Annotated in this window: 11 protein-coding genes; 3 read left to right on the forward strand and 8 right to left on the reverse strand. The window is 55.2% G+C overall.

The window, feature by feature from the left end; translation table 11 throughout:
* The first annotated feature begins 17 nt into the window (after positions 1-17).
* Positions 18-845 (forward strand): ammonia-dependent NAD(+) synthetase, encoded by an 828-nt coding sequence (gene nadE / locus OMR58_RS10275; protein WP_264545850.1) that lies wholly within the window; start codon positions 18-20, stop codon positions 843-845.
* A gap of 303 nt (positions 846-1,148) precedes the next feature.
* Positions 1,149-2,036 carry an excinuclease Cho gene (cho, locus tag OMR58_RS10280; RefSeq protein WP_444861309.1) on the forward strand — a complete coding sequence of 296 codons (888 nt, stop codon included), beginning with the start codon at positions 1,149-1,151 and terminating at the stop codon, positions 2,034-2,036.
* A 90-nt stretch (positions 2,037-2,126) separates the two neighbouring features.
* Here the strand turns inward: cho and spy are convergent, their stop codons facing one another.
* The 6 genes from spy to OMR58_RS10310 all read right to left on the reverse strand — a co-directional run bounded on the left by spy (position 2,127) and on the right by OMR58_RS10310 (position 9,999).
* Entirely contained in the window at positions 2,127-2,618 is a 492-nt protein-coding gene (gene spy, locus OMR58_RS10285) for an ATP-independent periplasmic protein-refolding chaperone Spy (protein WP_105595010.1), read from the reverse strand.
* A gap of 1,238 nt (positions 2,619-3,856) precedes the next feature.
* Positions 3,857-4,888 carry a succinylglutamate desuccinylase gene (gene astE / locus OMR58_RS10290; protein WP_264546039.1) on the reverse strand — a complete coding sequence of 344 codons (1,032 nt, stop codon included), beginning with the start codon at positions 4,886-4,888 and terminating at the stop codon, positions 3,857-3,859.
* Positions 4,889-4,959: 71 nt separating this feature from the next.
* A complete protein-coding gene (gene astB / locus OMR58_RS10295) occupies positions 4,960-6,285 on the reverse strand; it encodes an N-succinylarginine dihydrolase (RefSeq protein WP_264545852.1) in 1,326 nt (441 codons plus the stop codon).
* The gene (gene astD / locus OMR58_RS10300) at positions 6,282-7,751 is read right to left on the reverse strand and encodes a succinylglutamate-semialdehyde dehydrogenase (RefSeq protein WP_264545853.1); all 1,470 of its coding nucleotides are present in this window, start codon (positions 7,749-7,751) and stop codon (positions 6,282-6,284) included. Before astD ends, astB begins: the two co-directional genes overlap by 4 nt.
* Positions 7,748-8,782, reverse strand: a complete 1,035-nt coding sequence (astA, locus tag OMR58_RS10305; protein WP_105594378.1) for an arginine N-succinyltransferase — start codon at positions 8,780-8,782, stop codon at positions 7,748-7,750. The genes astD and astA overlap by 4 nt, the downstream gene beginning before the upstream one ends.
* Positions 8,779-9,999: an aspartate aminotransferase family protein gene (locus tag OMR58_RS10310; protein WP_200558574.1), complete on the reverse strand. Its 1,221-nt coding sequence runs from the start codon at positions 9,997-9,999 to the stop codon at positions 8,779-8,781. Before OMR58_RS10310 ends, astA begins: the two co-directional genes overlap by 4 nt.
* 852 nt (positions 10,000-10,851) lie before the next feature.
* On the opposite strand from OMR58_RS10310, the gene OMR58_RS10315 reads away from it, so the two are divergent.
* Entirely contained in the window at positions 10,852-11,919 is a 1,068-nt protein-coding gene (locus OMR58_RS10315; protein ID WP_279355978.1) for a porin, read from the forward strand.
* 43 nt (positions 11,920-11,962) lie between these two features.
* Here the strand turns inward: OMR58_RS10315 and OMR58_RS10320 are convergent, their stop codons facing one another.
* Positions 11,963-12,868: a bestrophin family protein gene (locus OMR58_RS10320; RefSeq protein ID WP_200558573.1), complete on the reverse strand. Its 906-nt coding sequence runs from the start codon at positions 12,866-12,868 to the stop codon at positions 11,963-11,965.
* A 144-nt stretch (positions 12,869-13,012) separates the two neighbouring features.
* Entirely contained in the window at positions 13,013-14,401 is a 1,389-nt protein-coding gene (locus OMR58_RS10325) for a YchO/YchP family invasin (protein ID WP_279355979.1), read from the reverse strand.
* Positions 14,402-15,230 lie beyond the last annotated feature (829 nt).

The following is a 15,230-nucleotide window of genomic DNA, read 5'->3' on the forward strand; positions in this document are numbered from 1 at the left end:
AATCTGAGGAGAGGTAAATGGCTCTGCAACAGGACATTATTGCGGCACTGGGTGTGAAACCGGTGATTGATGCACATACAGAAATTCGCACCAGCGTTGATTTTCTTAAGTCCTACCTGAAAACGTATCCGTTTTTGAAAACCCTGGTGCTGGGCATCAGCGGTGGTCAGGACTCAACGCTCACCGGAAAGCTGTGCCAGACCGCGATTAACGAACTGCGCGAAGAAACCACTGACACCGCCTATCAGTTTATTGCCGTGCGTCTGCCCTACGGCGTGCAGGCGGATGAACAGGACTGTCAGGATGCGATTGGTTTTATCCAGCCGGACCGCGTCCTGACGGTGAATATCAAGCAGGCGGTGCTGGCGAGCGAGCAGGCGCTGCGCGATGCCGGTATTACGCTGTCTGACTTTATTCGCGGCAATGAAAAAGCGCGTGAACGCATGAAAGCCCAGTACAGCATCGCAGGCATGACGGCGGGCGTCGTTGTGGGTACCGACCATGCGGCCGAGGCGCTGACCGGTTTCTTCACCAAATATGGCGACGGCGGCACCGACATCAACCCGATTTTCCGACTGAATAAGGGACAGGGAAAACAGCTGCTGAAAGCGCTGGGCTGCCCGGAACACCTCTATCTGAAGCAGCCAACCGCAGACCTGGAAGATAATCGCCCCGGCCTGCAGGATGAAGTTGCTCTTGGGGTTACCTATGAGCTGATCGATCGTTACCTGGAAGGTGAAACTATCGATCCTGCCGCAGCGAAAATCATTGAAGGCTGGTATCAGAAAACCGAGCACAAGCGCCGTACGCCGATTACCGTGTTTGATGATTTCTGGAAAAAATAAACCGGTAAATGCCACTGTGACTGCCCGGTATTAAAAATAGCCGTTAAGGCCATCGCCCAGTGCGATAATAAAGCGGCTCACCGCGAGCCGCTGGTTTACTCAGGAATCTCATATCATCTGGCTGGCGGCGACTTTTATTGCCAGCTGGATGATCTTTCTTCTGCCGATTTCCAACCACCCACTGCCTGCCTCCAACGTATTGTTTCTGGTTCCCTTATTCCTGTTACTACATCTGCTCCCATGGTCTTTGGTTCCACACAGCTGTCCACAACTAACCGCTGATAAATATTTTCGCTATACTGTATGAACAACCAGCAACTGGAGTCCGTAGTGGTCAAAAAAATCGTCAGCCACCGTCTGGAGTTTGAAGCGGCGGCAATTTATCAATATCCAGAGCATCTGCGCCCGTGGATAGACGATCTCCCCAACCTTCCCGGCGTCTATACCTTTCATGGCGAAAGTGACAACCTGCCGCTCTATATCGGCAAAAGTGTCAATATCCGCAGCCGGGTGATGTCGCACCTGCGTACCGCCGATGAAGCAAAAATGCTGCGTCAGTCAACGCGTATCAGCTTTATTACTACTGCCGGCGAACTGGGCGCGCTGCTGCTTGAAGCGCAGATGATTAAGCTCCAGCAGCCCCTGTTTAACAAACGTCTGCGCAAAAACCGTCAGCTGTGCGCGCTGCAGCTGGTGAATCAGCGCCCGCAGGTGGTCTACGCCAAAGAGGTTGATTTCTCACACACGCCAAACCTGTTTGGTCTGTATGCCAACCGCCGCGCTGCACTTCAGCATTTACAGAAAATTGCCGACGAGCAGCAGCTTTGCTACGGATTGCTGGGTATTGAGCCGCTGACCGCCGGTCGCGGCTGTTTCCGTTCGGCGCTACGGCGCTGCGGCGGGGCCTGCTGCGGTAAAGAGAGCGTGGAAGCGCATCAGCAGCGGCTTTTAGCCGCTCTGGAAGCGGTGCGTGTACAGTGCTGGCCGTGGAAGGGAGCCGTTGGCGTGATTGAAGAAGGTGTCGATCGAAAACAAATCCACATCATTAATAACTGGCTTTATCTGGGCTCGGTCAGCGATATCGCGGAAGCAACATCGCTCTGCACCACACTGCCGGGTTTTGACAGCGACGGCTATAAGATCCTCAGTAAACCGCTAATGGCCGGCAAACTGCCGATCGTGTCGCTCTGAACTCATCACCAAACAAAACCGCCGGTGTTGCCCACTGCCCTGAGGGCGGAGGTGAGCAACACCGGCGGTTTCAAATACGTTTAACGAGGATTAGTCGTCTGCAGGAGGCATTTTACCTTCATGCTTCGGTTTTTCAGTCAGACGTTTCTCAAAATCCTGGTTGAACTGTTTTTTCTGCTCAGGCGTCAGCACGTTATACATCTTGTTCTGCGTTTCCAGCATAGACAGGGCGCGCTCTTTACCGTTGGCGGCCATCTGCGTTGCCTGCGCTTCCGCTTTAGCCCGATCGAAGGTGTCGGAAGCGATAATGCTGTGCATTGCACGGCGCTCTTCCAGCGAAGGACGTTTCATGTCCTTGTGCGACTCTTTCATGATTGTGCGAATCTGCTGCTTCTGCGCGTCGGTCAGATTCAGACCTTTAAACATATCGTGCATACCGCCGCCGTGACGAGGTGGCTTATGCATCATTGGTTTGTCGCCACCGGCAGGAGGTGGAGTCAGGTTGTCGTTTGCAGCATGAACGATATTTGCTGCACCCACTGCCAGCGTGGCAGCAACAATCAGGGAAGTTAATTTACGCATAGTATTGTCCTTATGTTTCATTTCTATGGCGACCCGGTTGTCGCGTTGTCGGGAGCCAGTTTACGATGCCCAACGTCAAGTACTCAGAGGGTTGGTAAAGGCCTGAAAGCATAAAAGACAATTTGAAGCCAATCATGGAGAGAATGAGAAGATTATGGTGAAGAATTGCAAAAGAATATGAATTTGAAGGAATTTATGCAGGGAATATGGAGGAGTGTAATCCTCCTGGCGGGATTTCGGAAGGAAAAAGTTAAGCGCTTTACACTTTTCTGCGGGTGCCCGATTCCGGGGTATTTGAGTCAAGGATTTGTGGCGAAGATGAGTTCGGGGCAAATCGCTTCTACAGCACTGGCTGCATCTGAACAGTGACTCTGTATTGGCATTTTCTGGAGTTCAGTGCTCTGAGCAAGCTGGCAGTTCCCCTGTCTGGCGGGTCCTCGCGCCGCTGCGCGGTCCCTTCACTCCGTTCGTCAGCCTACCGGACCGGCTCAGACGTCGCGTCCCTGCGCCGACCGAGCCTTGTGCCCGCGTCCTGCGGGCACATCCTGGCTTCCTTTCTGCGTTCAGCGCTGCGGATTGCCAGCCTGGGGAACCGCCAGCGTGCTCCTGGACTCCGTCGTTGTCTGTTAAATGGCAGCAACAGAGATACCACAGGCAGAGCCTCTGTGGCTGCGACCGGGCAATCCACAGCGCTGAGATGAAAGCGTCAGGCGAGGATACGCCAACAGGACGTTGACGTAAGGCTGCGTCGGGTCAGGGATGACACGTCGCAGCCGGTCCGACAGGCCGGATGCTGGAATCGAAGGCACCGGGCGAAGCGCGGCGCGAGGACCGCCCGGCCACAGCCACAGAGGCTCAGCACCACCCCGCTCCCAAAGCAACAACGACGTTACCGACCCGTTATCAACAGATTAGCGATTTAAACAGCAACGGAGATACTACAGGCAGAGCCTCTGCGGATGCGACCGGGCAATCCACAGCGCTGAGATGAAAGCATCAGGCCAGGATACGCCAACAGGACGTTGGCGTAGGCTGCGTCGGGTCAGGGATGACACGTCGCAGCCGGTCCGACAGGCTGGATGCTGGAATCGAAGGCACCGGGCGAAGCGCGGCGCGAGGACCGCCCGGCCGCAGCCACAGAGGCTCAGCCAGCCACCAATGCCACCGCAACACCAACCAGCCAAACAATATCAACGATCCGGATTATTCAGCAACGTACTCCAACTGATTAACACATCTTACGCCGGAGGACTAAAAACGCTGGCGCCCTCAGACTCAGACACATCAATCACCTCGCTGGCATCCTCCGCCACCAGCATCAAACCCGCCCGCAAACCTTCAGCCACATTCGGATTAGGGAACAAAACATACTCCCGCGCCTGCTGAACGTAATACTGCGTATCACCATCCTCGGCCAGCAGCGTCCCCTGAGCAAACGCGGTAAAGTTCAGCGTCTCTCCCCCCATATACAGCACAAAACGGTCTGAATGCCGGGTGATCTGCTGCGAAACGCGATAGCGCAGCGGTGGAACCCCCACCGCAGGTAACGTGCCGCCGCTAACCAGCGCGCTAAGCGCCCTGTCGGCTGCGGAAAACTGCGTCAGATCGTTATGGCCAAACGGCAGCGCTTTACCCAGCTCCAGCGTACAGCTGGCTGCATGGAAATGATGGCTACTGTAATGCGTATAGGTTCCACCTGGCGCACGATGGAACACCAGCGCCTCCAGCCCTGCGGCCCCCAGCCAGTGAAGAAAATCTTCCGGCCACGGCGTTTCACGCTGCGGCATCACGCCAAATCGTGGATGATACGAACCGCGAATCGCCGTATGCATATCAATATGCCAGCGCACCTCGTCATGCTCGCTGACCTGCCAGAAATTCTCCATTGCCTGCTCAAGACGCCATGCGCGGCGCGCCTCCGGGCAGTCTTCGTACTGCTGCCACCTGCCGCCGAACATCCGATTCATATCGCCATGCACATAGCGCTTATTCTGCCGCATCGCCGCCGGATTGCCGTAAATCACCAACAGGCGCGGCACCAGCGGTGTCTCACCGCTCAGCAGCGAATTCAACAGCCGGTCGACAATTTCAACGGGAGCCGTTTCGTTACCGTGGATGCCGGTGGAGATCACCAGGGCCATTTGCGCCGGGTGATGCGGCGTCAGTTCCAGAATACCTTCATCAATCCATCGCCAGCTCAGTTGGGCGTTTTGCCCGGCAACGGCAACGGGGCGGTCTCCGGCGAGGGTTAAGGTGAGAAAATCTTGCATCATTACTCCTTCAAGCATCGCCGCTCAGCCCTGAGGGACCGGGGACATGCCCCGGCCCTGCAACGATCGCGTTACTGCTGAAAACGGTATACGTTGCCTAAGTTTAGCAGCTTAGTCAGTTCGTCAAGTGCCTCACGCCCTTCCAGCAACAGCTGCGGGTCAGCAAGATCGGCCTGCGACAGGCGATCGCGATAGTGGCGTTCTACCCAGCCGTTCAGCGTGTGGAACAGCCGATCGTTCATCATCACCGCAGGATTTACTGCCGCCTGCTGCGCATCATCCAGCACCACCCGCAGGCGCAGGCACGCCGGACCACCACCGTTGAACATACTCTCACGCAGATCGAACACCTTCAGCTCATCAATCGGACTGCCGCTGGCGACCAGCTCATTGAGCCAGCCCCAGACGCCCGCATGGCGGCGCGCTTCTTCCGGCAGTACCAGCAGCATTTTGCCATCCGGTTTGCTGAGCAGCTGGCTGTTGAACAGATAGGTAGCTATCGCATCGGCCACGCTGACACGGTTATCCGGCACCTCAATCGCCGTAAAGCCCGGCAGCTTTTCAGCCAGTTCGGCCAGCAGCTGCGGCTGATTGAGGAACGCCTGCTGATGGCAGAACAGCGCCTGCTGATTGCTGACGGCAATAACGTCGTTATGGAAAACGCCCTGGTCGATCACCGCCGGATTCTGCTGAGCAAACACCGTGCGGGCCGGATCGAGCTGGTGCAAACGCGCCACCGCCTCGCTGGCCTCCAGCGTCTGGCGAGCCGGATAGCGGGTCGGGGCTACGCCACCACGCTCGCTGCGGCCATAGACAAACATCTGCACGCCTGGCGTGCCGTAGCCGTGGCTGAAGCGGTTATGGTTGGCCGCCCCCTCATCACCGAACATCGCCACCTGCGGCAACGCATCATGCACCGAAAAATGGTTACCATCGCGGAAAATCGCCCGCAGCAGATTCGCTGTGGTCGGTGCTTCTATCGCCCGGTGGAACTTATTATTCAGGTTAGCCACCGTCAGATGCACACGGCCATCGGCGCTATCAGCGGAGGGTGACACCGTGGCAGCATTCGCTACCCACATCGAAGAGGCCGAACTGACGGCGGAAAGCAGCTGCGGAGCCTGTTTTGCCGCCTGAGCCACCACCTGCGCATCGCTGCCGCTGAAACCGATCTGCCGCAGTGCTTCCACGTTTGGCCGCTCATGCGGCGGGATCACCCCCTGAGCAAAACCCAGATCCGCCAGAGTTTTCATCTTCACCAAACCCTGCTGCGCGGCCAGTTTGGGATTAGACAGCTGATGCTGATTACGGGTTGAGGCTTCATTACCAAACGACAGGCCTGCGTAATGGTGGGTTAATCCCGGCAGACCATCGAAATTGACTTCACGGGCGCTCATCGCGTCTCTCCTTCCGTGCTGAAGTCCAGCCCCGGTGATAAGGTTGCAGGCAGATTCAAGTCCGCCGATTCCAGCGTTGCCATCGGCCACGCACAGTAGTCAGCCGCGTACCAGGCGCTGGCACGATGATTGCCCGAGGCCCCTATTCCGCCAAACGGTGCGGTACTGGCGGCACCGGTCAGCGGTTTATTCCAGTTCACAATGCCGGCCCGCGCTTCAATCAGCAGGTGTTCAAACTTCTCACGCTGCGGGGAAATCAAACCGCAGGCAAGGCCATAGCGCGTGTGGTTGGCGATGCGAATAGCCGCATCAAAATCATCGTAGCGGATCACCGCCAGCAGTGGACCAAAGACCTCTTCGTCCGGCAGATTTTGCAAACCGGTCACATCAATGATGCCCGGCGTCAGGATCGCACTGTCGCGCTGCGGCCACTGCATTGGCAGCAGCACCCGGCCACCGGCATCCACCCGTGACTGCCATTCAGCATAAATTTTTTCCGCCGCAGACAATGAAATCACGCTGCCCATAAACGGCTGCGGTTCATCATCCCAGCCGCCAACGCGAATTCGCGCCGACACGTCAACCAGACGCTGTAAGAAGGCATCTCCGGCGGCCCCTTTTTTCACCAGCAGTCGGCGGGCGCAGGTACAGCGCTGTCCCGCGCTGATAAAAGCAGACTGCACGGCGATATGCACGGCTGCATCGATATCATCAGGATCTTCGACGATCAACGGGTTATTGCCGCCCATCTCCAGCGCCAGCATTTTTTCCGGTTTACCCGCCAATTGACGATGCAGCTGGTAGCCGGTTGCCGCGCTGCCGGTGAACAGCACGCCGTCGATTTGATTATCCTGCGCCAGCGCCTGGCCGGTTTCGCGGCCGCCCTGCACCAGATTGATTACGCCCCCAGGCAACCCGGCATTGATCCACAACCTGACAGTCAGTTCAGCCGTCAGAGGCGTCAGTTCGCTCGGTTTAAAGACCACGGTATTCCCGGCCAGCAGCGCAGGAACAATGTGACCGTTAGGCAAGTGCCCGGGGAAGTTATAAGGTCCAAAGACCGCCATCACACCATGCGGGCGATGCCGCAGTGAACTTTCACCTTCAGCCTGCTCTCCGGTACGGGAATGATAAGCGCGCAGAGAAATCGCCACTTTATTGATCATCGCCTGCACTTCGGTCAGCGTTTCCCAACGCGGCTTGCCGGTTTCGCGAGAAATCGTTTCGCTAAGCTCGCGCTTATTCTTTTCCAGCTGCTGAGCAAACTTTTCTACGATCGTCTGACGCTCGGCAAACGGCCGGCGTGCCCAGCTGGAGAATGCCGCCCGGGCGGCTTCAGAAGCGTCGGAAACCTGCGCAGCAGTGGCCGATTTGCCCTGCCAAAGCAGTTCGCCCTTTACCGGGTCCAGTTTAGCGATGGTCTCACCACCGCCGGTCAGCCACTGACCATTAATACAGTGCGTCATGCTGTTTTCTCCTCACGACAAAGTGTCACTACCCGCAGGTTCTCTCCTGCCCGGCAATGTAAAATTTCAGCCTGCGCGGCGGTGACAGCAATCGTGCCGCTCTGCATATTGGCCGGTAGCAGCATCACGCGGAACTGCTGATAGTGTTGATTCGCCACCAGGCACAGCGGCAGGGTTTGATCCGGCTGCTCGCTCAACTCAACCACCAGCTCGCGGCTTTTACGGATAGCGCGCACGCGGTCGATATCGCACTCAAGGGTCGGTCCGCCATCGAAAATGTCGACATAGTTCTGGAAGCGGAAACCTTCAGCCTCCAGCACCGCACGTGCAGGAGCCGTCTGCGGATGAACTTCGCCGATAACCGCCCGTGCTTCCGGTGACAGGTAATCAATATATAAAGGATGTTTAGGCATCAGCTCGGCGATAAACGCCTTTTGCCCGGTGCCGCTCAGGTAGTCGGCATCGCTGAATGACATCGAAAAAAAGCGGCTGCCGACGCTATCCCAGAATGGCGAATGGCCATTTTCATCACTGACACCCCGCATCTCCGCGACAATTTTTTGCATAAAGCGGTCACGAAACGCCGCAATAAATAAAAAGCGCGATTTGGACAGCAGATAGCCGTTCTTTCCGTTGCGGTAGTCCGGGTCAAGGAACAGCGTGCACAGCTCGCTGCTGCCGGTGTGATCGTTGCTTAACGACAGCGTGGGCAACATGTTGTATACATTCAATTCTTTCGAGGCGTGCACCTGCGTGCCGACACGAAAGTTGTACCAGGGGTCCTGTAAACCCACCGCCACCTCAATGGCGCAGATCCCCACGGCTTTACCGGTATCTCCATCTGCCAGCACAAAAACGTATCCCTGTTCAGCCCGCGGCAGTTTTCCCTGCCAGGTCATTAATGAACGTTCGATACGCGCTGACAGCGTATCGCTGTCAACGGGCAGAGAGGTCAGTCCCCCGCCGGTTTTGCCGGCGAGGTACATCAGCTGAGCCAGATCGTCTCGTTCAACGGGACGAATAAACATCATACGGCGGCTCCTTCAATGACGGCGCGGCAGGCGCGTTCGAAGCGTGCCAGCCCCTCCGTGACTTCCTGTTTAGTGATAATCAGCGACGGAGCAAAACGTACAACGTTAGCTCCGGCAATCAGTACCATCAGCCCTTCGCGTGCAGCGGCCTGATTAATCAGTTTGGCTTTACCGTTGTAATCCTGATTCAGCACGCAACCAATCAGCAGACCGAGCCCACGGACTTCACTGAACAGCTGTAAACGCTGGTTAATCTCATTCAGGCCGTCAACAAACCAGCGATGGCGCTCTGCCACACCCACCAGGATTTCCGGGCGGTTGATCAGTTCCATCACTTTGCCACCGACCGCTCCGGCCAGCGGATTGCCGCCGTAGGTGGTGCCGTGGCTGCCGATATTCAGATGCGCCGCAAGGCTTTCGGTCGTCAGCATGGCCCCGATCGGGAAGCCACCACCGAGTGCTTTGGCGGTGGTCAACACGTCCGGCGTCACGCCATAATGCATGTAGGCATACAGCGAACCGGTACGGCCCACGCCGCTCTGCACCTCATCAAAAATCAATAGCGCCTGATGCTTGTCACAGAGCTCACGCAGCCCGCGCAGGAAGGCAGGTTCAGCCGGAACGACCCCACCTTCCCCCTGAATCGGCTCCACAATCACTGCGCAGGTCTGGTCGTTGATCAGTGCGGCTGCGGAATCCAAATCGTTGTAAACCGCGTGCTGAATGCCACCCGGCAGCGGCGCGAAATCTTTCGAATAGGCAGGCTGGCCACCGGCGGAAACGGTGAACAGCGTGCGACCATGAAACGCGTTATTGAACGCCACGATGCCGTTTTTCTGCAGATTGCCGCCATCGTGAGCCACCTTACGCGCCAGCTTCAGCGCCGCTTCGTTAGCTTCCGCACCGGAGTTACAGAAGAACGCGCGGTCGGCGAAGGTAGCATCCACCAGCTGCTTTGCCAGGCGCAGGATCGGCTCATTGGTATAACCATTTCCGGTATGCCACAGCAGCGCAGCCTGCTGTTGCAGGGCCAGCTGCAGATCGGGGTGTGCATGGCCCAGTGCATTCACCGCAATTCCCCCGGCGAAGTCGATATAGGACTTGCCCTCCTGGTCCCACAGCGTTGAACCTTCCGCGCGCACCGGAATAAAACTGGCAGGAGCGTAAGTTGGAACAATCCATTGATCGAAATTTTCACGGGTGATTGACGGTTGCATAGCGGCCTCGTTTATCGCTTAAACCTTTAGTTTTTGTGGTGAACTAAAGATGTATTAAATGTTAATGAAATGATTCATTGCAGCTCTACTGTAAATTGCACAGAGCGTGCCAGCCAGCAAAAAAATGCATAAACCAAATTCAACAACTAAATATCAATAACTTACAATAGTCTGTTATTCACCATAAATGCATAAAAAGTGAATATCAATGTAAATCCCCGGCTTCGCCACACAAAAAAAAGAGGAATTATGCATTGGTAAAATAAAATATTGTTTATGTGATCGCCGATAGAATTTGGTCGTAAAAAGAGGAGGTTAACGCACCATAATGCAGCAGGCGCGCACCAGAACCGTGCACACCACCTCTTCAGCGTAAACTCGCTGAAGAAATCATTTTTTTAACACTCAGCCTTATAATCCCGTCCTGTATTATTTAGATATATTAATTAAAAAACCCAAAAACACAGATATTACATATGGACATTTTGTATTAATAGAAAAGCTTTACGATAAATAGCATTAACCCAATTCTGATAATTAACCATAAAACAAAAACCGCCAAAATCGCTCAATAATCAATCATAATGCGATAAATAAATATTGTTTTTCATAAAAATGAAATATTAATTTCCACAATTAAATCATGCAATTAACTCAATTAAATTCCACAAACCCTTAAAAGATGCATAGCTAATACGTATTGCATCATAAGGAATAACTTATAAACACCTTGTCAAAAATCACCATGAAATAATTTGTTACATATATTCAATTTTCATGAAACATATTTTTATGTCACCTTCACCACCGCACTAAATGCAAAGAAAATATAATTTTAAAACAGGGTTACTCATGATGAAGCGTTCTTTACTGGCATTACTGATACCGGCTCTTCTGGCCACTGGCGGCGTGCAGGCAGCAGAGATTTATAACAAAGACGGCAACAAGGTGGATTTGAACGGTAAGATTAACGTTGGCCACCTCTTCTCCGATGATACGGGCAACGATGGCGATGTTTCCTATGCCCGTTTTGGCTTTAAAGGCGAAACGCAGATTGCGCAAGATCTGACCGGCTACGCCCAGTGGCAGTACAACTTCCAGCTGAACAAAACCGAAGGCGCTGATGCGCTGAGCGGCGACAAAACCCGTCTGGGCTTTGCCGGTCTGAAGTTTGGCAAGTGGGGTTCATTCGATTACGGCCGTAACTATGGTCTGGTGTATGACGCGCTGGCCTGGACCGATATGCTGCCGAAATTCGGCGGCGACTCCGGTTACGCGGACGGCTTCCTCTCTACGCGCTCAACCGGCGTGGCAACCTGGCGTAACAGCAATTTCTTCGGCCTGGTTGATGGCCTGAATGTGGCGCTGCAGTACCAGGGTAAAAACGACCGTACCGGCACCGATGCCGTGCGTCGTAGCAACGGTGACGGCTACGCGACATCCGTCAGCTACAATGCGGACTGGGGTCTGAGCGTGGTGGGCACCTATGCCAACCTCGGCCGTACTCAGGCACAAAATAACGCAGCGCGTGGTGAAGGCGACCGTGCGGAATCATGGGCAACGGCGATTAAGTACGACGCTAACCAGATCTATCTGGCAACGGTGTACGGCAACACCCATAACGCGACGCCAATCAGCGGCGGCTTTGCTAACAAAGCGGTGAATTTTGAAGCTGTAGCGCAATACCAGTTCCTGAACGGTTTCCGTCCGTCTCTGGCCTACGTGTCATCACGCGGTAAGGACATTGAAAACATCGGTGATGCGGATATCGTGAAGTACGTCTCCTTCGGTGCGAACTACTACTTCAACAAAAACTTCCTGGCGTACGCCGAATACAAAGTTAACCTGCTCAGCGACAACAACCCGCTGGGGCTGGCGAACGACGACGTCACCGGCGTCGGTCTGAACTACCAGTTCTGATGGGATAACAAAGGGCGATCGTTAAGATCGCCCTTTTGTCATATCAGGTTAAACGATAATGTCTGTCAGGCTGAGGCGTATCCGGCAGTTCCTGCTCCAGATTCATTTCCCGCAGGTTGATCTCAATGTTGGTGCACATGGCATCCAGCGGCAGATGGTTGTTGGCCAGGCCAAACGGCATCTCCAGCTCCTCCGCCAGGGTATCCAGCGACAGGAAGGTATAGGCGATAAACACCGATACCAGCGGGGTCATATAGTGCAAATCCGGCACCAGCGCGAACGGCAGCAGCGTACAGAACAGATACACCGTACGGTGCAGCAGCAGGCCGTAGGCAAACGGAATCGGCATACTCGCCAACCGCTCACATCCTCCCAGAACCTGTGACAGCTGATTGATGCTGTCATCCATATGCGCATACAGAATGTCAGAAAGATTACCGTTGCGACGCTGTACCGCCAGCCAGTTGGAAAGCTGTAGCTCAATAAAGTTGGTCGGTGAGCGCCGGGTCAGGATCTCATCGGCCTCATCGCCAAGATAGCGGCGCATGTCCTCATGGGCATCGGTACGGCGCAACTGGTGCTTAAGGCTGTAGCAGAAAGCCAGCAGCAGCGACATCACGCGCGGCGCTTCAGCCGGGGAGATGGCCAGCGCCAGGCGTTGTAGCGTACGGCAGGCGATCAGCAGGTTACCCCAGAACATGCGCGCTTCGATAAAACGGCCAAAGCAGACGCTGTTGCGGAAACCAAGGAATACCGCGATCGACACCCCGAGCAGGCTGAACGGGGCAAGGGTCAACTTAATCCCCAGCGTTTCATACCAGTCAAGACACAAAATCGCGATCACTGACATCATTAAATTGAGTGTCAGGCGAAACCAGATTCCGGGTAGCACAGAGCCGTGCCAGGCGAAAAGGCGAACAAACCAGTGACGATGCGGACGGATGATCATGATGAGCAGGTGAGTAGAATTTTTCGCAGATTGTGCAGAAAAACCCTGACGTTGGGAAGGAGTATTTTGTGACTTTAATCACATATATTTTCGGGCGCTATCTTGACAACTTTTTGCATTTCAGCGGGGCTATCTTTCCCGTCGTCAGGGGGTTAGAAAATCGTAATTTTCCGCACGCGGGTCCTGCAATGCTACCGGCGGAGTCAGTTTCAATGTGATCCAGTTTGAGGTGACGCGCTGCTGCTTACTGTCTTCCAGCGTCACCGACAGACGATACTCATTGCTCGCCCCTGACGAACTGTCCCAGGCGGGAATAATGATGCTCCATCCCTGCGGATCGCTGCTGTTAGCGGGCGGCGTCAGGCTCAGTGTTTGAGTATCCCCCTGCCAGCTCACTGCTTTGATCGGATTGCTGTGGCGAATCTGCAATTTCAGCGGCAGCGTTTCTCCCGGCTGCACCTGCCACGGCGGCGTGGCAAGAAACACCGACAGCGTTTTCCGCTGCCGGAAGGCCATCACCGGAGAATTATTACGATTCACCGCATCATAACGGCTGCCGCTCAGCGACTGCGCGGCATCGACGTTACTGGCAGAGAGCTGTTTGCTCAGCGCCACGCCGATGCGGTAGTTCATCTTCAGTGCAAACTGATCCTGTGATTCACCGCTGTCGCCCTCTTTATGATTGGCGCTGAACGTGAACAGCGGAACCGGCGTGTAGTTAATCCCCAGCGTCACCGCCGTAGGATTGTCCATCATATTTCCGCTGTGGAACAGGTCGATATTGCGCCCCAGATACTGCTCGTAACTCAGGGAAACGCCAAGCTGGCGATAGAACGGCAGGTAACCGCGAGTGGTAATGTCATAGCCGCGCGCCATACGCATCTGGCTGGTGCTACCGCGATTGTGCCAGCCGCTAAGGGGATGATAGTAGTTGGCGGAAAAACGCAGATATTCGCCCCATGCTTCGGTACCCAGCGATCCGCGCTGTTGATTTTCGGTCAGCAAATCGTCGATAAAAGCGTTATAGCCCAGCCGCCAGTTTCCGGCTATCCAGCGCTGCCCCAGTCCGGCATTACCCACCGCTCCGTATTCTGTTTGCTCAAGGCCCAACTGGCTGAAGGTAAGATACTGGTAGTTATCCTGCCAGGGGGTAATCAACTGCGCCGACGTGCCGTTAAAGCTGCCTGCATCGTCGACCGCCAGCGAGACGCTGGCACGCCCGTAAGGCGACAGCAGCTGTTCCCCTTCTCTGGCCGCGCGCTCGGCGGCAAAATCGCGAAAGCGGTTGAATGCCCACAGCTCGGCCTGTTCACGCAGCGGCTTATCACTGTCGCTGGCCATACTGGCTTCCCCGATGCTTTTCACCGCTTCGGCGATGCGTTTTTCTATTACATCGTCGCCTGTCCTGCTGTTCAGCTCGGGTAGGTGTTGCAGCATATGACTAAAGCGGGCGGGGTCGTCAAAGGGGGCTTCGGCAACCTGATTTTCAGCGTCAAAGGCCCATACGCGCTGGGTCAACTGTCCGCACAGCATGACCAGCAGAGAAAGTACGATGGGGTAACGGCGGATAAATCGGTTCATAGGCATTAAAATAGCAAAAGCAATGTTTTTATAGCGGGTTAAATGTGTGGTGCCTCACAAAATTGGCGAGTTATAACCTTAACACAGATTCGGCTGGTCGGTGAAAATCGCCGGGGACAGATGCGTCGTTCAGGTGAACTCGTGGATCGTTAACCAGTTGGTGCACAGATTCCGGGACTGTAGCGGCTACTTGACTAACTGTGTGTCTGGATAGTCGCTGGTGCCTGTGTGTCAGGGGAACAGCCTCTGCGGCTGCCGGGCGGTCCTCGCGCCGTGCTTCGCCCGGTGCCTTCGATTCCAGCATCCGTCCTGTCGGACCGCCTGCGACGCGTCGTCCCTGACACGACGCAGCCTTACGCCAACGTCCTGTTGGCGTATCCTGGCCTGATGCTTTCATCTCAGCGCTGCGGATTACCCGGCAGCCGCAGAGGCTGTTCCCCCTTTAACCATTCTGCTCGCTATTTGATTTAGTCCAACCGTTGAATTGCCTGAACAGAATCAACAAACTGGCAGCTCTCCATTCTCAGACCATACTGAAATATAAGAAGTCGCCCAGCCAGCACCATCGCTAACGCCGACCATACTGAAACCCGGCCCCTGGTCCGTTTCTTCAGACAGCACGAAAATAAACAAAGCAGGCTGGCCGGTCCACCGTAGGGGCCATCCGCAGCGCTGAACGAAGCGAAGAAGCCAGGATTCACACGCAGGACGCGGGTGAAAGATACGGTCGGGCCAGGGAGGGCCCGTCTGTATCGGTCCGTCCGGCTGATAAGCGAAGTGA

The organism is Erwinia sp. INIA01 (assembly GCF_025947915.1).
Taxonomy (GTDB): domain Bacteria; phylum Pseudomonadota; class Gammaproteobacteria; order Enterobacterales; family Enterobacteriaceae; genus Erwinia; species Erwinia coffeiphila.